Genomic DNA, 23766 nt, shown 5'->3' with positions numbered 1-23766 from the left:
AATCGTCTTATTTTTAGTCTGTATAATTTTATTGTTTAGATGGATTTTAATAGATTTATATTGATTTTTGGTAAATTTTTATTTCTTTTTATATGTTTTGTATTTTGTGAATTTTAAAATTGAGATTTAAAAAAAGAAATTTCTGATACTCTTTTGAACCGAAATCATGATGTTCATTATTAGAAAAATTGAAGTAACTTTACATTCTCTTTTTTAAAAAAGTTAGAAACTTATATGTATTTAATTTTTGACACAGAAACAACCGGATTACCTAAAAATTTCAATGCACCGCTTTCAGATTCCGACAACTGGCCAAGAATGGTTCAGATTGCATGGCAGGTTCATGATGATGATGGTAGATTAATTGAAAATCAGGATTATATAATAAAACCTGAAGGGTATGATATTCCCTTCAACGCCGCAAGGATTCACGGAATTACTACTAAAATTGCTCATGAAGAAGGCCGGGACCTGCAAGAGATTTTGGAAGAGTTTTCTAAAGTGCTGGACCGAGTAAGAATAGTGTCCGGACATAATGTAGAATTCGATTATAATATTGTAGGAGCAGAATTTTACAGGAAAAATTTAAAAGACAATCTTCAGGATAAACCTAAAGCCGATACAATGGTTTTGGGAACAGATTACTGTAAGCTTGGCGGTGGAAGAGGAGGAAGATATAAATCTCCGAAACTGGAAGAGTTGTACGAAAAGCTGTACGGTCACAAATTTGACGAAGCGCACAACGCTGCTGCCGACGTGAATGCGACTGCCCGGGTATTCTTTGAAATGATGAGAATAGGAGTAATCCCTGCTGAAGTACTGAAGATCTCTGAAGATCAGCTGAGTTACTTTAAAACCCTTTATCCGGACCCGATAAAGCCGTTTAATATTGTTATCAGAAGACAGGTTGCAGAATTTAATAATAAGAAAAAGCAATCTGATTTTGGAAGTATAGATGAAATTGATCTCGGAAAATATTTCAATTTTAACAGTCACAGTGTTTTCTCTACATTGATGGCTACTTCAAGCATCAATGACCTGATCAAAAAAGCTTCTGATGAAAACTTTCCCGCTGTGGGAATGGTAGATATCGGAAATATGATGGGAGCTTTTAAATTTGTTTCAGCAGTAGAATCTGCCAATTCGGACCGCTCTAAAAAGCATAAAGAGTTTCTTGCCAAAAAACAGGAAGCTGAAGAAAATGGAACAGAATTTACCGAGCAGGAACCTGTCTCAGCTCCGCTTATTCCTGTTGTGGGTTGTGAATTTTATATCTCAGACCGGTATGAGCAGAAGCAGTTTACAAAAGATGACCCGGACAGAAGAACCCAGGTTGTTCTTTTGGCAAAGGATTTTAACGGGTATAAAAACCTGGCAAAACTTTCGAGTATAGGATTTTTAAAAGGATTTTATTTTGGAGTTCCGAGGATTAGCAGAGAGCTGATCGCTGAATATAAAGAAGGTTTAATTGCTTTGACATCCGGGATTTTAGGGGATATCCCTGATGCCATTCTTAATACCGGAGAACAAAAAGGGGAGGAACTCTTCAAATGGTGGAAAGATACTTTCGGAGATGATTTCTATGTACAGCTTCAGAATCATAAACTGCCTGAAGAAGAGCATTTAAATGAAGTTTTATTGTACCTCGCAGATAAGTATAATACTAAAATACTGGCACAGAACGAAACATTCTATACCCATAAAGATGATGCAAATATCCAGGATATTGTAAGCTGTATCAAGGACGGTGAAAAATTAACCACACCTGTAGGAAAAGGCTTCGGAAAACGTAGAGGACTTACCACAGGAGAATATTATATTAAAAACAGTGATGAGATCAAGGAAGCATTTCTGGCTTACCCGGATGCTTTTGAGGCTTATGACGAATTTCTCGCAAAATTCAGTCCTTATACCTTAAAAAGAGACGTTCTCCTTCCTAAATTTGATATTCCGGAAGAGTTTATCCATGCGGAAGATGCAGTGGATGGTGGAAAAAGAGGAGAGATGGCGTATCTTACTCACTTAACCTATGAAGGTGCGAGAAAAAGATATGTTATGACCGGAATTACAGACGAGATTAAAGAACGTTTGGATTTCGAACTTGACGTAATTGCTAATACCGGATATCCCGGATACTTTCTTATCGTACAGGATTTCTGTAACGAAGCCCGGAATATGGGGGTTTGGGTCGGTCCCGGAAGAGGTTCTGCAGCTGGTTCTGCAGTAGCCTATTGTATTGGAATTACTAACGTTGATCCCATCAAGTACGATCTCCTTTTTGAGAGATTCCTGAATCCGGAAAGGGTTTCGATGCCTGATATTGATATTGACTTTGATGATGAAGGACGTGACAGGGTTATTAAGTGGGTAATTGAAAAATACGGACAGAGCCAGGTAGCGCAGATCATTACCTATTCGGTTTTAGGTGGGAAATCTGCCATTAAAGACGCCGGAAGGGTATTGGATCTCCCGATACCCGATACCAATAATATCGCCAAACTGATTCCTGCCAGTCCCGGAATGAACATAGCCAAAGCTTTAGCTAAATATGATAAACTGAAGCCCGAAGAGCAGATGCTGGTGGATGAAATGAGAATGGTGCTGGATAACCCTGATGATCCCCGTTTTGATGTACTGGCAAGTGCCAAGAAAATGGAAGGATGTATCAGGAATACAGGGATTCATGCCTGTGGGGTGATTATTACTCCCGAGGATGTAAGTAATCTTGTTCCGATAACAATTGCAGCGAAAGATGCAGATATTTTAGTTTCCCAGTTTGACAACTCAGTAGCGGAAAGTGCAGGACTCTTGAAAATGGACTTCCTGGGACTCCGTACCCTGACGATCATTAAAGATGCCATGAAGCTGGTTAAGCAAAGGCATAATATAGATCTTGATCCGGACGAAATTCCGCTTGATGATACTAAAACATATCAGTTATTTAAAGAAGGAAGGACGATTGGGATTTTCCAGTATGAAAGTCCGGGGATGCAGAAATACATGAGAGAGCTTAAGCCTACCGTTTTTGCCGATCTTATTGCCATGAATGCCCTTTATCGTCCCGGTCCAATCAAATATATCCCGAACTTTATCAACAGAAAACACGGAATTGAAGAAATTGTTTATGACTTACCGGAAACCGAAGAATATTTAAAAGAAACCTACGGAATTACCGTATACCAGGAGCAGGTAATGCTTTTGTCCCAAAAGTTGGCCAACTTTACCAAAGGTGAAGCCGATACGCTGAGAAAAGCGATGGGTAAAAAGCAGATTGATGTTCTGAATAAAATGTATCCGAAATTCATTGAAGGAGGAAAGAAAAACAACCTTGATGAAGATCGTTTAAATAAAATTTGGAATGACTGGAAGGCTTTTGCTGAATATGCCTTCAACAAATCCCACTCCACCTGTTATGCTTTGATTGCCTACCATACCGCTTATCTGAAAGCCAATTACCCGGCTGAATATATGGCGAGTGTGATGAGTAATAACATTAACAATACGGACTCTATCACCATGTTTATGGAGGACTGTAAAAGTATTGGAGTAGATGTTTTAGGACCCGACGTAAATGAATCCCAGTATAAATTCTCTGTAAACGAAAAAGGACAGATCCGTTTCGGTCTTGGAGCAATCAAAGGAATAGGAGAAGGGCCAAGTGAGGCAATTACAAGGGAAAGGGCTAATGGAAGATTCAAAAATATCTATGATTTCTTTGAAAGAATTCCTCCTTCCCAAATGAATAAAAGAGTAGCGGAAAGCTTAGTGCTTGCCGGAGCTTTTGATGAGCTCGGTTCCTATCACAGGGGTCAGTATTTTGATATTGATATGGCTGGAAAAACGAACCTGGAAAGATTGATCAGATACGGACAGAGTTTCCAGGAAAGTAAAAATGAAATGGAACATTCTCTTTTTGCTGATTTTGCTGATGAAGTACAGATTGAGCAGCCTAAACTGCTGCCATGCCCGGAATGGCCTAACATGCATAAACTTAACAAAGAAAAAGAAATCATAGGATTCTACCTGTCCGCTCATCCGCTGGATGAATTTAAATACCAGTTCCAGTTTATGCAGGGCAGACTTTCTAAAAAAACTGTGCTTGAAAAAGACGATGAAAAAGTGATTCCGGATGAAATTCCAATTTTAGAGAAAGATTTCCAGGATGAAACGGTGGATCTTATTGAGATTGTTTCTGATGATCTGTCAATAGGAGAAGAGGAAGTTATAGAGGAAGTGGTGAAGAAAGCCGAGCCGAAAGGTAATTTCCTGTTTTTAAACCTTGATGAGGTGGATGCTTACAAAGAACAGGCTTTTTCCAATAAACAGGAAGAGCTTTTCGAGGAAAAAAAGAAAGACTGGAAAACGCTTCAGAAAGAAAGAGATAACGGTGGTGGCGGAAAAGAGTATACGGTAGCAGGGCTAATCACTGAGTATAGGGTACAGGATGGATTCAGAAGTGGAGAAAAAGTGGCTTTTGTTACCTTGGAAGATTATTCGGGATCTTATTCTTTCAGGCTGGGAGATAGGGATTATATGCGTCTGAAGGAGAAATTAGAAGTTCAGAGATTTGTGATTTTCAAAATAAAATTTGCACAGGTCAAGGACGGAAGGGTTTTTGTTAACGTCAATGATGTTATCGAGCTTCAGGAAGCTTTTGAAAGATTTGCAAAAAGCATTTCCCTCGTTATGGATGTTATGGATGTCCGCCCTGAGGATCTTGACTTTTTTAGAAAAGTTCTTGACCGGAATAAAGGAAATCAGAAACTTAAATTCTTTATAAAAAATATTGAAGATGATTCCCAGATTGAAGTTCAGTCTATGAAACATTCTGTAGATCTGAACGGAGATCTGATTAAGGAAATTCAGCTTCTTAATAAATATGAATTCTATTTGAATTAAGAAAAGCGAAATATAAAATTAAAAAGCGGCATTTTTTGCCGCTTTTTTTATTTAGAATTAAGTCGTTAATTGGTGAAAAATAAAATTATTTTTTATGTTAAATAAATAATTACTCCACTTTTTAGTGATTTTAATTTTAATATAATAAATTGAAAATCAAATGTTTAAATTTTTATCTTTATTTGATGATTTAATATTAAAACTAAATATATATTTGATTTTAGGTAATGATGTGTTTTGTTTATGATTTTGTCTTTAATTTTTTATGATAATTTTTGATATTAGATGAAATATTTGATTACTTTTACCCCCTAATTTTATTTTTACTACGTATGAAAAAACTTTTACTAACGTGCCTATTTTTTCTGATAGCCACTATTGTGAATGCCCAAATTACTTTGGGCAGTGGGACAACTACGGGAACATATCCTATAGCATCAAATTGGGGATATAATTATACCCAACAAATTATATCCAAAACAAAAATTAATGCGGATGCTCCTGGCTCTATTACTGGTCTGAAATTTTATTTAGCTGCTACTGCTAATCTTGATAAATCAAATCAGTGGGAAGTGTTTGTAGGACATACTACTCTTACTGCTTTTGCTGGTACTGCAGCTTCAAACTGGATTGCTACATCAGCAATGACTCAGGTGTTTTCAGGTACTATTACCAATAATGCAGGAGTAGTGGAAGTTACTTTTACAACTCCATTTGCATATAATAATATAGATAATCTTGTTATAGCAGTTCACGAGAATACTCCGAATTTTAACACTTCTTCAGATTATTTCTACGTATCTGCTTCCGGTACAACCAATAGCAGTATGTACTATAGAAATGATACAACAGATTTCAACCCAGCAGCTCCAGTTGCTGCGGGATCACGTGCTGCTACACTTTCTAATGTTACTCTTTTAGGCCTTACGCCCAATCCGATTCCAGGATGTCCTAGTGTATCTGCTCCGGCAGCAGCAGCAACAGGAGTTTCTGTTACTCCGGCTATTACATGGGGAGCAATTAGCAATGCTACAGGATATAGATTATCTATCGGAACTACTGCGGGAGGAACGGATGTACTGAATAATGCAGACCTAGGAAATGTTCTTACCTATACTCCTGCAACACCACTGAATTATAATAAACAATATTTTTATACTGTAAATGCATATAATGGAGCAATTCCATCTGCAGGATGCAGTGAAAGATCTTTCACAACGTTAAATATCCCTTGTCCTACAGTTTCAGCACCAGCTTCAGCTGCTACTGGGGTATCTCTTACTCCGACTATTACCTGGGCTGCTGTAACAGGAGCTACAGGATATAAACTGAGAGTAGGGACCACTGCCGGTGGAACTGATATTGTAAATAATGCAGATCTAGGAAACGTAACTTCTTATACGTTCAGTTCTCCTTTATTAAACAATACTAAATACTATTACAGTGTTAATTCTTATGATGGAACTACAGCATCAGCTTCATGTTCTGAAAGAAATTTTACAACTGTTTGTGCTGCTTTATCAGCTCCTTTCTTAGAGTCATTCAATTCAGGGACTTTACCTAGCTGCTGGTCCAATTCCAGTACCAATAATACAAGTTACGCTTTATGGCAATTTACCGGTACTCAGGATTATGGTACTACAGGTAATGGAGCTTCGGGAACAGTTGCTTTTGTAGATGCATCTTCTCCTTACACTGGAATTCATGACGTTACTTTAACATCTCCTCAAATTAACTTGGCGGGACTTACAGTACCTTATGTTCAGTTTAAATGGTTTAAAAATCATGCAGCTTCTGCAGGAGGGACCCAGCCAGCTTATGATAATAACAAGCTTACTGTGCAGGTTAAAAATGTAACAGGTTCAACATGGGAAACTATCTTTACTTCATCTACCAACAGTACTTTATGGAGAACAGAAGGTGCTGTATTACCTGCTGCCTATAACGGAGCTACTATACAGGTGAGATTCGTTGTTGATAAAGATGTAGCCGGTAACGGATACTTCTATGATAACTTATTGTTAGATGATGTAGAAATAAAAGAGGCTCCTACATGTTTAGTTCCTATCACTCCTGTTGTTACGGCAACTACAACTACAACAGCTACGATAGGTTGGACTGCACCAGCTACTGCACCAGGAAACGGATATGACATTTACTACAGTACTACAAATACAGCTCCTACAGCTGCATCTACACCAAATATGACATCTATTACAGGAACAAGTTATGTAATTAATGATGCTGTTACAGCTAGTACATATTATGTTTGGATAAGATCCCGTTGTTCCGCAAATGATCAAAGTGCTTGGGTAGGACCAGTTTCCTTTGCTCTGGTACCTGCAAATGATGACTGTGCAACAGCTGTTACTTTAACAGTAAACCCTGATACTACTTGTACTGCAACAACTGTAGGAAATACTTTAGGTGCTACCAATTCAAATGTACCTGTAGGTACTTGTTCAGGAACACCGGATGATGATGTTTGGTATTCTTTTGTAGCAGGATCTGCTGCTCATACAGTTTCTCTTTCTAATGTGGTTTCAACAGGAACTGCTTCATCTACAAGCTTATATACTCAAATATTTAGTGGTTCTTGTGGATCTTTAACGAGCATTAAGTGTGGAACAACAAATACTACAACAGTATCTGGATTAACAGTTGGGCAAACTTACTATGTAAGAGTTTATAACAGCAATGGCGCTGGATATAATAATAGCTTTAATATCTGTTTAAATACTCCACCACCGCCACCTGCAAATGATAATTGTTCATCTGCAGTAGATTTAATAGTAGGAACTGCATTTGCTCAGAATGCTATAGTAGGAACTACTGTTAGTTCTACAAATACGCCTGCATTAACGGCTAGCTGCCTTACAACGCCAACAAATGTGGGAGGGAATGTATGGTACAAAGTAGTGGTTCCGGCTTCAGGTAAGATTACTCTTGAAACAGACACCAATACAGGTACAGCATTAACTGATACAGTAATTTCTGTATTTGCAGATTGTACAAGTACTACTTCTATTGCTTGTGATGATGATACAGGTAATGGGAATTTCTCTAAATTGTCATTGACAGGTCAAACACCGGGTGCTACATTATATGTTAGTGTTTGGAGATATTCTACAGCAACAGATGGACAATTCCAGATCTCGGCATATGATGCAAGTGCTTTGTCAACATCTGAAGTTTCAGGTGCTAAAAATGAGATCAAAGCTTATCCAAATCCTTTTGCAGATGTCTTGAATATTTCTGATATCTCTAAAGTGAAATCAGTATCAGTTGTTGATCTTGCTGGAAGAGTAGTAAAAACAATTGATAATCCTTCTTCAGCTCTTCAGTTAGGAAATCTGAAACAAGGAATGTATTTAGTAACATTAAATATGAAAGACGGATCAAAACAAACGATCAAAGCAATTAAAAAATAGTCTTATTGATCATACTCAATAGAATAGCAGCTGAAAGGCTGCTATTTTTATGAATGCCATAGCCCCTTATTCAATGCTAGAATAGAGAGGCGCATTTTCAGTTTTTTACTGATGAAATTTAAAGTTGAGCATATATAATCAAAGAGACGGCTTTTTAACTGTCTCTTTTTCTATTTGATAAAGTTTTAATGTATTTTTTTTATTAGATTTGTTTAAACCATAAAAAAATATTACATGAAAAAGCTTTTACTTGTGAATTTAATAACGATTAGTGCATTTGCCTTTGCTCAGACCTATTGCACACCTGTATTTCCGAGCGAATGTAGTGGAGGAGATATGATCGACAGCTTTACGATTCCATCGGCGGGATTCAGTCATCTTGATACGGGATGCTCCCAGGGCTCATATGGAGACTATACAGCCCAAACAATTAACCTGAATGCAGGTCTCAGTTATGCATTTTCTGTTACTCACGAATATTCCAGTCAATATGTACGTATCTGGGTAGATTTTGACAATAACGGAACCTTTGATGATGCGGCACCGGAACTGGTAGCAACAGGAAGTAGTACCGGACCGGATGATAATTCAGTTACCAATAGCAATATAACTATTCCTGCAACAGTTACACCGGGAACCTACAGAATGAGAGTTGGGGACCGTTTTAACAATGAACCGGAACCATGCAACACATTAGGCTACGGAGAAGCACATGATTATACTGTAGTGATTGGAGCTGCACCGAGCTGTCTGGCACCAGGTAACTTGTCTGCGGGTACCCTAACTGCCAACTCAGCTGTTATTTCATGGGCAGCTTCTACAAGTACAGTAGGAGTAGGGTATGAATATTATTATTCCTCAACGAATACAGTTCCAACAAGCACTACTGTAGCATCAGGAAGTGTAGGTGCTTCGGTTTTATCTGCGCCTTTGTCTGCATTAACTCCTGCCACTACTTATTATGTATGGGTAAGGTCTGTATGCAGCACTTCCGATAAAAGCGCATGGTCTTTAAGTGCATCATTTACAACTGATTGTGCCGCAATAGTTCCTACTGCTGCTTATACCAATGATTTTTCAACATTCCCCGGAAATTGCTGGGAACAGGCTTCTGGTGGAGACCCGGCTACAGGATCTACTGATACAGATGAATTATGGTCTGATGGAGACTTCCTGAATGAAGGAAATAATAATAATTCTGCTAAAATAAATCTTTATTACAACGAAACCATAGCGTGGCTAAAGACGGTACCTTTCAACCTTTCAGCAGGAGGATACAGAGTGAAATTCGATTATGGGGTAACAGCGTTTTTAGATACCACTGCTTCGGCTATGGGATCTGATGATGTGATTCAGTTCTTGGTTTCAAATGATGGAGGGACTACGTGGACCGTTCTGCAGACATGGAATGCGGCTAATGCACCATCCAATACTCCTACAGTTTATTCTTACGATCTTACTTCCTATACGGGAGCCAATACTGTATTTGCATTTTATGCTTCTGAAGGTACTGTAAATGATGCTGAAGATTATGAATTCTTTGTTGATAATTTTAAAGTAGAGACTGCAACATTAGCAACATCCGAAGCTTCCAAAGAAAAAGAAAATGTTAAAGCATACCCGAATCCTTTTACTGATGTATTGAATATTTCAAAAGCAGATCTTGTAAAATCAGTTTCTGTATCTGATGTTTCCGGACGATTGTTAAAAACTATTGAAAATCCATCTTCTGCTCTTCATTTAGGGGATCTTAAACAAGGATTGTATTTCATTACTTTAAACATGAAAGACGGTTCAAGGCAGATGATCAAAGCGATCAAGAAATAATAAAAAACCATATTAAACTAAAAAGACGGCAATTGCCGTCTTTTTTATATTAGTGTCACTTATTGGGTACTGGTTGTATATCTCCTGTGTTCATTTGTTCAAAGACGGCAGGGAAAAACATCACGAGTATAAAATAAATAATGATCATTAATACAACTAAAGAGAAAAGAATAATGACCAGGCTGTTAGGCTTATTTTTCTTTTGTGGTTCCATGATTTTTGTGGTATTTGGTTAACAGATTAATATCAATACCAAATACTAAGCTAATTTCTTGCCACACTGTTTGCAGTACCGTGCATCATCATCTATATCTTCATTGCCGCATTGGTCGCAGATCTTCTCCAGATTCTGTCTTTTGTTGCGCATTTCTGCCGTTACAATTCCTGTAGGAACTGCAATAATAGAATAACCTGCAAGCATTAAAATAACAGCAAAAAATTTACCCATCGGAGTGATAGGAGAGACATCTCCATAACCAACGGTAGTTACCGTAACCACTGCCCAGTAAATAGATTGTGGAATCGTTTCAAAACCGGGTCTTCCGCCCTCCACCATAAACATAAGCGAACCTACGATCACTGAAAAAATAATCAGGAACAAAAGGAAAATATAGATCTTTCTGGAACTGTTCTTTAAGGCACGAACGATAAGGTAACCATCGTTCATAAAATCCAGAAGATTGAAGATCCTGAAAATTCTCAGCATCCTCAGCATCCTGAAGATTAAGAAATACTTGGTAACAGGAAAGAAAAAGCTAAGGTAAAAAGGAACCAGTGCAAGAAAATCTATGATTCCGAAAAAGCTGAAAATATAATTTTTTTTATTCTTCACAACGCTGATGCGCATCCAGTATTCAATTGTGAAAAAAATAGAAATAATCCATTCCAGGATCAGAAAGGTGTAGTGAAATCTTTTGTCAAGCTGAGGAACACTCTCCATCATAATAATGGCAGTGCTTATCAGGATAAGGGATAATAGAGTGATGTCGAATAATTTGCCTAGTTTGGTATCAGCACGGTAGATAACCCTGTAAAGAAATCTTTTCCAAAGTTTGTCTTCAGGAACAAGATTATGTTCTCTTTCCATTTTTTACTATTTTTTAAAATTAACAAATTATCGTTATTTTCGTAGCAAACATACAGAATAAAATGACAATAAGCGAAGTAATTTCAAAAATAGAAAACCGTATTCCCCTGCAGCAGGCAGAAGATTTTGACAATGTAGGATTGCTGTGTGGTGTCCCGGACCGAAATGTCAGCGGAATTCTGGTGTGCCACGATGCTTTGGAAAATGTTGTAGAGGAGGCTATCCAGAAAAACTGCAATCTGATTGTATGTTTTCATCCTATTATTTTTTCCGGATTAAAATCTCTGACCGGAAAAAATTATGTGGAAAGAGCTATATTGAAAGCAATTGAGAATAAAATTGCCATTTATGCCATTCATACTGCATTTGATAATGATTTCTTTGGAGTCAACCATAAGATCTGCAGTCAATTGGGATTAAAAGATCTCAGGATTCTTCAGCCTAAGAAAAATAATTTAAAACAGCTGAGCGTATTTGTGCCGAAAGACCATTCGGAAAAAGTGAAAGAGGCGCTATTCACTGCAGGAGCGGGAAATATAGGTTTTTACGACGAATGCAGCTTTACTCTTAATGGAAACGGAACATTCAGGCCTGTTGAAGGTTCAAATCCATTTTCCGGACAGCAGAATATCCGTGAAAATGCCGATGAAGATATGATTTCCGTTATTTTTGAAGATTATAAAAAAGGAAAGATCATTTCAGCAATGAAGGCTGTGCATCCCTATGAAGAAGTAGCCTATCAGGTATATCAGCTGGATAATGAGAATCACCATTCAGGCTTGGGAATGTATGGGGAACTTGCCGAAGAAATGGATGAACAGGACTTTTTAAGAATGGTAAAAGAAAAATTTGAACTAGAAGTCATTAAACATTCCAATTTTATCCATAAAAAAATCAGAAGAGTAGGCGTTCTCGGTGGGTCCGGAGCCAGCGGAATAAAGGCTGCTTTATCGCAAAAATGCGACGCTTATCTTACAGGAGATATCAAATACCATGATTATTTCCAGGCAGAATCCAAAATGTTGATCTGTGACATAGGCCATTATGAATCCGAACAATTTGTAACTCAACAATTATTTGAAATTTTGTCACAAAAATTTAGTACATTTGCAATTTCAAAATCTATTGAAAAAACCAACCCAGTAAATTATTTCATTTAAATATGGCAAAAACCAACGATATTTCAGTTGAAGAAAAATTAAGAGCTTTATACGATTTGCAGATCATTGATTCAAGATTGGATGAAATCCGAAATACTAGAGGAGAATTGCCAATTGAAGTTGAAGATCTTGAAATTGAGATCGAAGGACTTGAAAAAAGAGCTGAAAAATTTCATGCAGATATCAAAGATCAGGAAGATCAGATCAAAACAAAGCATGAAGTAATTAACCATGCAAAAACTTTAATTGAAAAGTACAAATCTCAGCAGGATAATGTAAGAAACAATAAAGAGTTTGAAGCATTAGGAAAAGAAATGGAATTCCAGGATCTTGAAATTCAGCTTGCTGAAAAAAGAATTAAAGAATTCGGAGTTAAAATTGCTCACAAAAATGAAACTTTAAGCGAACTTAACGAGAAAATCAAAGATCTGAAAAACCACTTGAAATTCAAGAAGGAAGAATTGGATGATCTTGTGTCTGAAACCCAGAAAGAAGAAGAATACTTAATAGAGCAGTCTAAAGAGTATGCAGGTAAGATTGACGAAAGATTACTTTCTTCGTATAACAGAATCAGAAAGAGCTCTATCAACGGATTGGCTGTTGTAGGATTAGAAAGAGGAGCACCAAAAGGGTCGTTCTTTACTATTCCTCCTCAGAAGCAGATGGAAATTGCTCAGAGAAAGAAAATCATTATTGATGAGCATTCTGGAAAAATCCTTGTAGATGACGAATTGGTAATGGAAGAAAACGAAAGAATGAAATCTGTAATTAAATTCTAATTACAATTCAAAATAATAAAAATGTGCTTCAGCAATGAAGCACATTTTTTGTTTAACATATACATAACTGGAAATTCAAAAGGTGGAAGGTTTTAATCCTGTCACAATATAAGGATATTAAAAAAGCTGCTTCATTTCTGAAACAGCTTATTGTATTTTTACTCTTGATGCTCGTACATTTTATTATACAGATCTATGAATTTCTCTTTTATTGCTTTTCTTTTAAGCTTTAAGGTAGGAGTAAGCAGTCCTGTATCAATGGCCCATATCTCAGGGGTCAGTTCGATTTTTTTGATCTTTTCCCAGTTTCCGAGATGTTCATTGATATTTTCCATCTCCTTTTCAATTCTTTCCTTTAATTCAGGGCTTTTTGCAATTTCTGCAGGGGTAGAGCCTATATTCAGATTATTTCTCATTGCCCAGCTTTTAGCAAACTCAAAATCAGGCTGTACCAAAGCACACGGCATTTTTTCACCGTCTCCTACTACCATGATCTGTTCAATGAATTTTGAAGCTTTTGCCTGGTTTTCAATTGTCTGAGGGGCAATGTATTTTCCGCCTGAAGTTTTAAACATCTCTTTTTTACGGTCAGTGATCTGCAGGAATCCTTCACTGTCGATATGTCCTATATCTCCTGTTTTGAAAAATCCGTCTTCAGTAAAAGCTTCTTTTGTCATAGTTTCAGCTTTAAAATAACCTTTAAAGACAGAAGGTCCTTTTACTGTAATTTCACCATCTTCCTGGATTTTTACCTGAAGGTTGTCCAATGGTCTGCCCACGGTACCGATCTTCATTTTATCAAAACTGTTTACAGAAATAACCGGCGAAGTTTCAGTTAAGCCATATCCTTCTAAAATAGGAATACCGGCATTCTGAAACATCAGGTTTAATCTTGTCGATAAAGCTGCAGAACCGGAAACTAAAGTAATGATTTCCCCACCCAGACCTTCTCTCCATTTAGAAAATACCAGTTTATCCGCAATAATTCCCTGCAATCCTGAAGGTTTGGAGATTTCTTTTTTCTTGCTGATCAGATTCAAAGCCCAGAAGAATATCTTTGATTTTAGCCCGCCTGCTGAAGAACCTGTGTTGTAAATTTTATCATATACCTTTTCCACCAGCCTGGGTACCACACTCATATAATGCGGTTTTACTTCTTTTACATTTTCTCCCATTTTATCAATGCTTTCAGCGAAATAAACCGAAAAACCATTATACTGGAAAAGATAAAAAAGCATCCTTTCAAAAATATGGCATATAGGAAGGAAGCTCAGCACCCTCGTATCCTTGTAATCCAGGCTTTTTTTCTTAGGAATTCTAGGAACAGAGCCTAAAACGTTAGAAACAATATTATGATGGGTCAGCATTACTCCTTTCGGTCTTCCTGTAGTGCCTGAAGTGTAAATAATGGTAGCCAGATCCTCAGAATTGATGGCATTGGAAAGATCCTCCACCTCAATCTGGGTAGAATCGTCCTCACCAAGATCCAGAATTTCTCTCCAGTTGGCTGCCCCGCTTATCGTATCAAAAGTGAAAATTCCCTGTAGTGAAGGGATATTATGTTTCACCTTCATTACTTTATTAAGCAATTCTTTATCAGATACAAAACAATACTGTATTTCAGCATTATTAAATATGAACTCATAATCTTCAGCAGAAATACTCGGATAAACCGGAACGGAAACCACACCGATTTGAGACAGTCCAAAATCCATAACTGCCCATTCCGTACGGGAATTGGTGGTGATCAGAGCAATCTTGTCACCAGGTTTTATACCCAGCTTCAAAAGCCCCCTGGATATTTTATTTCCCTGATTGATAAATTCTAACGTTGAGGTTTTTTTCCATTCACCCTGATATTTGGTCACAAACATATCTGCTTTAGGAAATTTCTCCAAAGCATAATGTGGAATATCGAATAATCTTTTGATTGTCATGATTTTTTAAGCAATTTTTAAAGAATTTTAAATATAAGCATTTTTTTTAACTGTAGTAATCAGAAATCATCAATTGACAATTAATTGAATGCCTGCCATAATATTAGGGGCTTTTACCAATTATTCTGCGGAAATTTAAAGGAGTCTGTCCCTTACTTCCAATTCTATTTTCAGATTTGGTTAAAAAGTGTAAATTTACGGCTACTAATTATTATTTTTTATGGACTTTAATTTATCGGAAGAACAGCTGATGATTCAGCAGGCTGCAAGAGATTTTGCACAAAATGAACTATTACCTGAAGTTATAGAAAGAGACCGCGATCAGAAATTTCCTACAGAGCAAGTAAAGAAAATGGGTGAAATGGGGCTTTTGGGAATGATGGTAGATCCTAAGTACGGAGGAGCAGGGATGGATAGCGTTTCTTACGTTTTGGCAATGGAGGAGATCGCAAAAATAGATGCTTCTGCAGCTGTGGTAATGTCCGTAAATAACTCTCTGGTATGTGCAGGTCTTGAAAAATTTGCTTCCGAAGAACAGAAAGTGAAATATCTTACTCCTCTTGCCAGTGGAAAAGTAATTGGCGCTTTTGCATTATCTGAGCCTGAAGCAGGTTCTGATGCTACTTCCCAAAAAACAACCGCAGAAGATAAGGGAGATTATTATCTTTTAAATGGTATCAAGAACTGGATCACGAACGGTGGTACGGCTTCTTACTATATTGTCATCGCACAGACAGATCCTGAGAAAAAACATAAAGGAATTAACGCTTTCATCGTTGAAAGAGGATGGGAAGGTTTTGAAGTTGGTGTGAAGGAAGATAAACTGGGAATCAGAGGAAGTGATACGCACTCTTTGATCTTCAATAACGTAAAAGTACCTAAGGAAAACAGAATCGGGGAAGACGGATTCGGATTCAATTTTGCTATGGCAGTATTGAACGGAGGAAGAATCGGTATTGCTTCTCAGGCATTGGGTATTGCTTCAGGAGCTTATGAACTGGCTTTAAAATATGCTAAAACAAGAAAAGCTTTCAAAACTGAAATCATTAATCACCAGGCAATTGCATTTAAATTAGCAGATATGGCTACCCAGATTACTGCAGCAAGAATGTTATGTTTCAAAGCCGCATGTGAGAAAGATGCCGGTAAAGATATCTCTGAAAGCGGTGCAATGGCAAAATTATACGCTTCCCAGGTGGCAATGGATACTACCATTGAGGCAGTACAGATCCACGGTGGATACGGATATGTGAAAGAATACCACGTAGAAAGAATGATGAGAGATGCAAAGATTACGCAGATCTACGAAGGTACTTCGGAGATTCAGAAAATTGTGATTTCCAGAAGCATCGCCAAATAAATTAATATAAAAACACACTGCTTATGAAAAAAACTTTGTGGATCAGCCTCGGGGTAATACTTCTTCTGATAGGGGTAACGGTATGGTATAAATACTATTTCGTCTTTGGAGAAGGAGTAAAGTCCGGCTATCTGAATTATGCCATGAAAAAAGGCTATGTTTTCAAAACCTATGAAGGAAAACTCATCCAGGAAGGTTTTGGAAAAGGAAAAACAGGAACCATTACAAGCTATGAATTTGAATTTTCGGTAGAAGATCCTGAAATTTTTAAACAGCTGGAAACCAACAGCGGCAAAACTTTCGATCTTCATTATAAGGAATACAATGGAGCGCTTCCGTGGAGAGGAAACACAAAGTTTATCGTAGACAAAATAGTGAACATGAAATAGCGAAAGGCTCCCATCGGGAGCCTTTCTTATTACAAACCACTTTTATAATATACCTTTAACCAGGCTGAATACATGGTGTATCCTGTTGATTAAATACATACTTATTTAAATTCCTGCGAAATAACTTCCGTAACTGACCAATACCATCAACCACGAATATTTAAATATACAAAGAACAAATTCGGCAGAGATTTGATTTTTATTAAAATAATATTAAAAAATCCATCTTTCGATGGATTTTGTTTTATTGGAGATTGTTGTCCGTGGTTTTTTTCTTTTTATAGAAATAGTATCCTATTCCGCCGATCAGGAATAATGGCCAGAGCGGAAGAATGAAAAGAAAGACCGATGTAATCACATTCCATCCTGATGAAACTGCTGCCAGTGATTTTTCGCCGAAAGTTTTAGGTTCTTTTTCGAAACTCGATTTATCGGTAAGAGTCACGGTTATTGTACATAGGGTATTCTCTGCGTAGTTGTTTCCGGAAACCTGTATACTTTTAGTTTCAATATCTCCAATCTCACTTAGGTCATTCATTAAACTGTCAAAATTACGGATAGGAACTTTAACGTCCATATAATATACCTTTTGGTTGTTTTCTTCGTACGAAGAGTTTCTGTTGGCTGCTTCTGTCGTAACATAAGAAAGCTCTTCGCTTTTTACATAACCGTTATTTTTTATGATTTCATCTTTTACAAGTTCCTTTACCGTTTCTGCATGGTCAGCTTTTATAGAAAGAATAGCTGTTTTCACCATCTTATTTTTAAGCTCATAAGCATCATTCTGAGGTTTGTCCTTATAAACAATTTGGGTTTCTTTAATTACTTTTGGAGCAGGGACATTCACCACAATTTTTTCGGCTTTTTTCTGTGCCGAATCTTTCTTCTCAATCTTCGATTCCAGTTTTGTTGAAGCAATTTTATCGGTTAAAGAGTCAACCATCTTAGACGTATTTTCTATTTTCTGCTGAATTTCGCCTTTGGCATCTTCAAAATCTTTTATTCTGACGTTAGCAGAATCCAGAACCTTGTCCGCAGTATTGTTGATGGAATTGATAGTTTCATTTACTACAGCAGCCGTACTGTCTGCCGTATGAATTGTATCTTCTATTTGAGATTTTGTCGCTTCTGCTTTTTTACACATAATGAAAGTGCTGGATACAGCCACCAGTAATAGGTACTTTTTCATAACATTAATTTTTTTGATGATGTAAAATTAGTGGTGAACAGAAGCATACTTTTGTAAATAGAAAGTATTATTCCGGTAAAATTTTAATGAATTGAAAATCATTGTATTGGATCTGTTTTACAAAAGATTTACAAAAACAGAATGGATGAAAATTATCTTCAACAATAAATTAAATGATTAATTTTTTATAATTATGAGGTTAAAAAAATAAAGCTTTATGAAAAATGAGTAGAAGAGTAAGCTGTTTTTTTATTAGTACTTGGCATTTTTTTCTACCGGATAGTGGTAATGGTTTATTATATTTTGGGATTGTTTTATAATAATTTAACATTTTTTTTGAAAAATAACATTCAAATGCTGATTCTGAATATTATAATATTTACATTTGCTTTTTAGATTTTTATAATGAAAGGAGTGTATTTTGTTCTCATTTTTAATAGTGTAATGATCCACATTTGTTGATGATGAAATTATATTATTTAATATTAAAAAGATAAGCACAGTAATAATAAGTTTAAAAAAAAAAGAAAAACTATATGAAAAAACAAATACTTTTGATGGGGATATTTCTTATTTCCAATGTTTTTTTAGCACAAACAAGCAGACTTTGGAAGGAAGTGTCTCAAAAAAATACTTCGGAAATCTTTGAAAATAAGACCAGCATTCTTCACCCCAAAATTTATAATCTTGATTTTGATAATTTAAAGAATGTTTTAGCGAAAGCACCCAAAAGATTTGCTGTTAAAGGAAAGTCTGATGTTATTGTTTCTTTCCCAAATTCTAATGGCAACCTTGAAAGTTTCAAAGTAAGAGAAAACTCAAATTTCGATCCTGAATTAGCAGCAAAATATCCGGATATTAAATCTTATGTTGGTGTAGGTGATGATGACCCTAGTTCTACTATTTATTTCAGTATTTCACCATTGGGATTATCTTCAATGGAGATTTATGGAAACAAATCAGCGGTTTTTATCGAGCCATATACAAAAGACCTTTCAACTTATGTTGTTTATAAAAAATCAGATAAAAAAGAGAGTTTAGATAAGTTTGAATGTACTGTGCTGGATGTTGCTCAAAAAGGTCTGGATAATTCTGATCTTACCGCAAGACCAAATGCCGATGATGGAAAATTAAGAACTTTCAGATTAGCCTTATCTTGTACAGGTGAATATACAACCTATTTTGGAGGAACAGTAGCGGGTGCATTGGCAGCGATGAACAATACAATGACTCGTGTAAATGGAGTTTTTGAAAAAGATTTCTCTGCAAGAATGATCATTATTGCAAACAATAATGCTGTAATTTATACTGACGCAGCTACAGATCCTTATTCTCCTTCAGCCCAAATGAATAACTGGAATGCTCAGTTACAGAATACTTTAACTGCGACGATTGGAGAAGCAAACTACGATATCGGCCATTTATTTGGGGCAACTGGTGGTGGTGGAAATGCTGGTTGTATTGGTTGCGTTTGTACCAATGGATCAAAAGGAAGTGGATATACTTCCCCGGCAAATGCTATTCCATCTGGTGATAGTTTTGATATTGATTATGTTGCCCATGAAATGGGGCATCAGTTTGGAGGAAATCATACATTTTCTCATAATATTGAATCAGCAGGGGTAAATATGGAGCCCGGTTCAGGATCTACAATTATGGGGTATGCAGGGATTACCAACCAGGATGTGCAACAACATTCAGATCCATTTTTTCATGCTATAAGTATTCAGCAGATTACCAATAATATTAAAACAAAAACCTGCCCGGTAATTACAAATACCGGAAATGCTATTCCTACAGCTGATGCAGGATTAGATTATATCATTCCGAAGGGCACTCCATTTATGCTTACAGGAACGGGCACTGACGGAGATGGAGATGCTCTAACCTATATTTGGGAGCAAATGGATAAAGCTGTTGCTGGACAAACCGGAGCAAATTCTGCGGCAACTGCAACAAAAGCTTCTGGTCCTACTTTCAGATCTTGGACTCCACAAACTACTCCTATTAGATATTTTCCAACAATGACTTCAGTATTAGCTGGAGCAACTACTACTCAAGGCTTGGCAATTCCTGTAGAAGCTTTATCAAATGTTGCCAGAACATATAACTTCAGGTTTACCACTCGTGACAATAGAGCGGGAGGTTCTGGAAACAATTCTGATGATATGGTAGTTACAGTGAATGCAGCTGCAGGCCCGTTTACCGTAACTTCACAAAATACTACTGGCGTTGTTTGGACTGAAGGTCAGTCATATGCAATTACATGGAATGTTGCCAATACAACAACGGCACCGATAAGCGCACCTAATGTAACAATCCTGTTGTCAAAAGACGGCGGTCTCACGTTCCCAACTGTTTTGGTGGCAAGCACTCCTAATACAGGTTCTTATAATTATACTGTTCCAGGCGGTCTTGGTACAATTTCCAACAATGCCAGAATTATGGTGAAAGCTGTTAATAATATATTCTTTAATGTCAATTTACAGAACTTTACAATTAATTCATCAGTGGTAGTAAACCCACCACCAAATCCAAGAGATCCGGTAACAGTCCCTACAAGAGTTTACCAGGGACTGATGATATATCCTGTGCCTTCCAACGATGGGTATGTGTATATCAAAGCTGATTTCCCTAGACAGGTTCCACTTCGTCCTTATGTTATTACCTACGAATTATTTTCAATGGATGGAAAGCTGATTGTTCCTAAAAAGACCAAATATATATTTGATCAACTTCTGGAACAGATTAACTTAAAACATTTGCCTACCGAATCCTATATGATTCATGTTACTGTAGACGGAGAGAAAATTGTTAAGAAATTAATGATGATACCTAAGTAAACTATCCAAATAAATTATATAAAAAAACCGTTCATCTGAACGGTTTTTTATTTTTTTATTGCAATTTAGTCTTGTTGAAATTCACTGATGAAATGCAGTTTCACATTCGGGAATTTTTCCTGAGTCATGTGAATCGTAAACGAAGAATCTGCGAGGAATACAAGCTGATCATATTTATCTCTGGCAAGGAAACGCTGCTTTAATCTTGCAAACTCCTTAAACTCGTCAGATTTTTCATCCGCTTCCACCCAGCACGCCTTATGCATAGAAAGAGGTTCGTAGGTACATTTGGCGCCATATTCATGCTCCAAACGGTATTGGATAACCTCATACTGAAGTGCCCCTACAGTTCCGATGATCTTTCTGCCGTTCATTTCAAGAGTAAATAATTGGGCAACTCCTTCATCCATCAGCTGATCAATACCTTTGGCCAACTGTTTAGCTTTAAGCGGATCGCTGTTGTTGATATAACGGAAGTGTTCCGGAGAAAAGCTTGGCACTCCTTTGAAGCTCAGTTTTTCACCTCCTGTTAACGTATCACCGATCCTGAAACTTCCTGTATCATGAAGACCAACAATATCCCCAGGGAAACTTTCATCCACAACTTCTTTTTTATCAGCAAAGAATGCATTAGGGGAAGAGAATTTCATTTTTTTGCCTTCTCTTACCAACAGGTAATTTTCATTTCTTTTGAATGTTCCCGAAACAATTTTTACGAATGCAAGTCTGTCTCTGTGCTTCGGATCCATGTTCGCGTGGATCTTGAAAACGAATCCTGTAAAATTATTCTCTTCCGGCTTTACAAGTCGTATGTCACTTTCTTTAGGCTGTGGCATTGGAGCAATTTCAATAAATGCATCCAATAGTTCACGCACTCCAAAATTATTTAAAGCCGAACCAAAGAAAACCGGCTGTAAATCACCGTTCATATATTCTTCGCGGCTGAATTCAGGATAAACAGACTGTACAAGCTCAAGCTCATCTCTCAGGTTTTGAGCAGCTTTTTCACCGATCACCTCATCTATTGAAGGATCATTGATATCGTCAAACTTAACCGTTTCACCAACTCTTTGCTTCTTTTCTTCAAGAAACAGCTGGATATTATTTTCCCAGATATTATAAATACCCTGGAAATCACTTCCCATACCGATTGGGATAGATAGCGGAACCACTCTTAACCCCAATTTCTGTTCCACTTCATCCAGAAGATCAAATGCATCCTTACCCTCACGGTCCAGTTTATTAATGAAAACAAGCATTGGGATGTTTCTCATTCTGCAGACTTTTACTAATTTTTCAGTCTGTTCCTCAACTCCTTTTGCAACGTCAATTACAACGATCACAGAGTCTACGGCAGTTAAAGTTCTGTAAGTATCTTCAGCAAAGTCTTTGTGACCGGGTGTGTCAAGGATATTGATTTTGTGATCTTTATATTCAAAAGCCAATACGGAAGTCGCTACAGAGATCCCTCTCTGTCTTTCGATTTCCATAAAGTCGGAGGTAGCTCCTTTTTTTATTTTGTTGGATTTTACCGCACCGGCTTCCTGGATAGCACCCCCGAAAAGAAGTAACTTTTCTGTAAGTGTAGTTTTTCCGGCATCCGGGTGGGAAATGATCCCGAAAGTCTTTCTTTTCTGTATTTCTTTGATTAAGTCTGACATAGTGTATTTTGAAGTTGCAAAAATCGGGATTTTTTATGAGGTTTCAAATAATTTGGGAGAATAAGTTGTGGGATCAAGGTTTAAGTGTGGGAGAGTGGTAGAGTGATAGGGTTTTTAGAGGTTGAAGAGAAGATGTAGGATGATAATTATTAATATTATACAGTTGGGAGAAAAAATAAGCAATTACCTTCAAATACAGTATTTCCATTAAAAAATTCTCTCACTCTCCCACACTCAGATCCGACACCGTACCTGTGTCCAAGAATTTCCTTTTTTAGTTGCCTAGGGCTTTCAAAAAAATTATCTTTGTTTTTCAAACTTACAGAGAAAAAGTATGGAGAATAGCAGGTATCCGAAGTTTACCTTTACATGGATCGGCGGTCTTGTTTTAGTGGCAGGATTATTTATAGGAACAATGGCTGTTTCTTTTTTCGGCAGTTTTTGGAAAATTGCTTTTAGGGAAAACCTCGAACTGAAAGATTGGTTCCTGATGGTGACCAATGCTGCAGGTTTTCTGACTGCTATTGCTTTTTTCGATTTTTTCATTGTAAGACCTTCAACCGGGAAAAAACTGAACTTCAATTTTTCTCCTACGAATTTTTCTACCTACCTCCTGATATTTCCTATGATGATGGGTATGATGCTCATTTCAGAATTCATAACATCTCTTATTCCTACCACAGGGCCGTTCTGGGGAAAATACTATGAGTTTTTCTCAAAGCTTATGGAGCAGCTGACTTTTGAACCGGTCATCATGATCATTATGACCGTGATCATGGCCCCTATTTTTGAAGAAATTATTTTCAGGGGTATTATCCAGAAAGGACTTATCAATAAAGGGGTAGATCCACGAAGAGCTATTTTTTATGCATCCGTTATTTTTGGGCTGGTTCACGGAAATCCATGGCAGTTTGTAGGAGCCGTATTGCTGGGATGCGTATTGGGGTTGGTTTACTATAAAACAAAATCGTTATTACTGCCGATGCTGTTGCATGGGTTTAATAATCTGTGTTCTTCATTGCTGGTTACCTACACCAAAAGTGAGAGCTTTGCAGACGCTTTTAAAATTTCCGAATGGGTTATTCTGGCTGTCGGGATTGTGCTTTTTTCTTTGTTCTATTATCTTTTTACGAAAAAGTATAAAGTACATTACGCTGAAATTTAACAAAATTCGGATATAAAATTAACCGTAAATGATACGGAA

At 37.0% G+C, this 23766-nt stretch carries 13 protein-coding genes; 9 read left to right on the top strand and 4 right to left on the bottom strand.

Annotated elements, in window-relative coordinates:
* The first annotated feature begins 234 nt into the window (after positions 1 to 234).
* The 3 genes from dnaE to ACTJIV_RS09430 all read left to right on the top strand — a co-directional run bounded on the left by dnaE (position 235) and on the right by ACTJIV_RS09430 (position 10157).
* Complete coding sequence (gene dnaE / locus ACTJIV_RS09440; RefSeq protein ID WP_440627053.1) at positions 235 to 4899, top strand: DNA polymerase III subunit alpha; 4665 nt, start codon at positions 235 to 237, stop codon at positions 4897 to 4899.
* A gap of 332 nt (positions 4900 to 5231) precedes the next feature.
* Positions 5232 to 8330, top strand: coding sequence for a T9SS type A sorting domain-containing protein (locus tag ACTJIV_RS09435; protein WP_440627051.1), 3099 nt, complete (start codon positions 5232 to 5234; stop codon positions 8328 to 8330).
* Positions 8331 to 8564: 234 nt separating this feature from the next.
* Positions 8565 to 10157, top strand: a complete 1593-nt coding sequence (locus ACTJIV_RS09430; RefSeq protein ID WP_440627049.1) for a GEVED domain-containing protein — start codon at positions 8565 to 8567, stop codon at positions 10155 to 10157.
* Positions 10158 to 10416: 259 nt separating this feature from the next.
* Here the strand turns inward: ACTJIV_RS09430 and ACTJIV_RS09425 are convergent, their stop codons facing one another.
* On the bottom strand, positions 10417 to 11244 hold the full coding sequence (locus ACTJIV_RS09425) for an ion transporter (protein ID WP_111960938.1): 828 nt from the start codon (positions 11242 to 11244) through the stop codon (positions 10417 to 10419).
* A 62-nt stretch (positions 11245 to 11306) separates the two neighbouring features.
* Between ACTJIV_RS09425 and ACTJIV_RS09420 the strand changes: the two genes are divergently transcribed.
* The gene (locus tag ACTJIV_RS09420; RefSeq protein ID WP_440627047.1) at positions 11307 to 12404 is read left to right on the top strand and encodes a Nif3-like dinuclear metal center hexameric protein; all 1098 of its coding nucleotides are present in this window, start codon (positions 11307 to 11309) and stop codon (positions 12402 to 12404) included.
* Between the two features lie 2 nt (positions 12405 to 12406).
* Positions 12407 to 13183 carry a zinc ribbon domain-containing protein gene (locus ACTJIV_RS09415; protein ID WP_111960940.1) on the top strand — a complete coding sequence of 259 codons (777 nt, stop codon included), beginning with the start codon at positions 12407 to 12409 and terminating at the stop codon, positions 13181 to 13183.
* Positions 13184 to 13341: 158 nt separating this feature from the next.
* Here ACTJIV_RS09415 and ACTJIV_RS09410 read toward each other — a convergent pair whose 3' ends face one another.
* Entirely contained in the window at positions 13342 to 15120 is a 1779-nt protein-coding gene (locus ACTJIV_RS09410) for an AMP-dependent synthetase/ligase (protein WP_111960941.1), read from the bottom strand.
* A gap of 220 nt (positions 15121 to 15340) precedes the next feature.
* Between ACTJIV_RS09410 and ACTJIV_RS09405 the strand changes: the two genes are divergently transcribed.
* Both ACTJIV_RS09405 and ACTJIV_RS09400 read left to right on the top strand, forming a co-directional pair.
* On the top strand, positions 15341 to 16480 hold the full coding sequence (locus tag ACTJIV_RS09405; RefSeq protein ID WP_062652654.1) for an acyl-CoA dehydrogenase: 1140 nt from the start codon (positions 15341 to 15343) through the stop codon (positions 16478 to 16480).
* Between the two features lie 23 nt (positions 16481 to 16503).
* A complete protein-coding gene (locus tag ACTJIV_RS09400) occupies positions 16504 to 16869 on the top strand; it encodes a hypothetical protein (RefSeq protein WP_111960942.1) in 366 nt (121 codons plus the stop codon).
* Positions 16870 to 17113: 244 nt separating this feature from the next.
* On the opposite strand, the gene ACTJIV_RS09395 is transcribed toward ACTJIV_RS09400, so the two are convergent.
* Positions 17114 to 18058 carry a DUF4349 domain-containing protein gene (locus ACTJIV_RS09395; protein ID WP_440627044.1) on the bottom strand — a complete coding sequence of 315 codons (945 nt, stop codon included), beginning with the start codon at positions 18056 to 18058 and terminating at the stop codon, positions 17114 to 17116.
* A 536-nt stretch (positions 18059 to 18594) separates the two neighbouring features.
* Here ACTJIV_RS09395 and ACTJIV_RS09390 point away from each other — a divergent pair.
* Positions 18595 to 20901 carry a reprolysin-like metallopeptidase gene (locus ACTJIV_RS09390; protein ID WP_440627042.1) on the top strand — a complete coding sequence of 769 codons (2307 nt, stop codon included), beginning with the start codon at positions 18595 to 18597 and terminating at the stop codon, positions 20899 to 20901.
* A 65-nt stretch (positions 20902 to 20966) separates the two neighbouring features.
* Here ACTJIV_RS09390 and ACTJIV_RS09385 read toward each other — a convergent pair whose 3' ends face one another.
* Entirely contained in the window at positions 20967 to 22562 is a 1596-nt protein-coding gene (locus tag ACTJIV_RS09385; protein ID WP_440627040.1) for a peptide chain release factor 3, read from the bottom strand.
* A 334-nt stretch (positions 22563 to 22896) separates the two neighbouring features.
* Here ACTJIV_RS09385 and ACTJIV_RS09380 point away from each other — a divergent pair, with 334 nt between their 5' ends.
* Entirely contained in the window at positions 22897 to 23727 is an 831-nt protein-coding gene (locus ACTJIV_RS09380; protein WP_336380000.1) for a CPBP family intramembrane glutamic endopeptidase, read from the top strand.
* Positions 23728 to 23766 lie beyond the last annotated feature (39 nt).

It is taken from the genome of Chryseobacterium sp. 22532 (genome assembly GCF_052044665.1).
GTDB classification, from domain to species: Bacteria; Bacteroidota; Bacteroidia; order Flavobacteriales; family Weeksellaceae; genus Chryseobacterium; species Chryseobacterium lathyri.
This window is presented reverse-complemented; position numbering and strand designations above follow the sequence as displayed.